Annotated in this window: 1 pseudogene; it reads right to left on the reverse strand. The window is 39.6% G+C overall.

From position 1 onward, the window contains the following. Positions 1–295: 295 nt before the first annotated feature. Positions 296–712 (reverse strand): annotated as a pseudogene (locus FCR06_RS32160) (IS701 family transposase); the annotation flags it as partial.

Consider the following 712-nt stretch of genomic DNA (forward strand, 5'->3'; position numbering starts at 1 on the left):
AAGCGGCACTCCATTGCTGTTTAACGTGATTCAAATAAAAATACTTGAAATTTCGGTAGTTTGTTTGATGAAATGCAATTACAATCGTCATTATCTCACTTAAGCACAGGCTTCTAGCCCTGTTTCTTCTTCTCGCTCCATTTATCAACAGCCTTTTGTGCCATTGCGCTTCAAAACCCCGACAGAAATCGTCTACATGGCAAAATAAAGCTTCTAAACTAAACATAGGGCAGGTTGCTGGATTTGTCGTTATTTTCAGCTTACTACCTGCTCTTTTCCTTATCCCGAACTCAGGTTAACTAGCAATAGAGAAAGGAATGGGAAAAGCTCGAAAACCATTCATCAATTCAATTAACTTAAGGAAACAGCGTCTCATCCCAGGAATGTTGAATACATCTAACCAAGGTAACAGCAAATGGTAGAAGATATAAGGCTGAGCAATTAGTCTCAAGTTATTCAGTGAACTTTTCCATGTCATGCCCGTTTCCCACTCCCGATGTTGGCTAAATTCAGTAGTTGATGCATTGATGGATGAAGAGGAATCAGGGCTAGAATTGAGAAGATTTTCAGATACCAGTTTCTCAGCTTCTAATTGGAAATAAGTCGCCTGAATGCTAACTAAAAGATAAGCACTAAAAATTATCTCCCACCAGCGCTCAATGCTTTTATAGTCTGTTAGGCGAAAATCAGCCCAGCCCAGTTCATTCTTGAC

This window comes from Nostoc sp. PA-18-2419 (assembly GCF_005869855.1).
In the GTDB taxonomy this organism is placed as follows: Bacteria; Cyanobacteriota; Cyanobacteriia; order Cyanobacteriales; family Nostocaceae; genus Nostoc.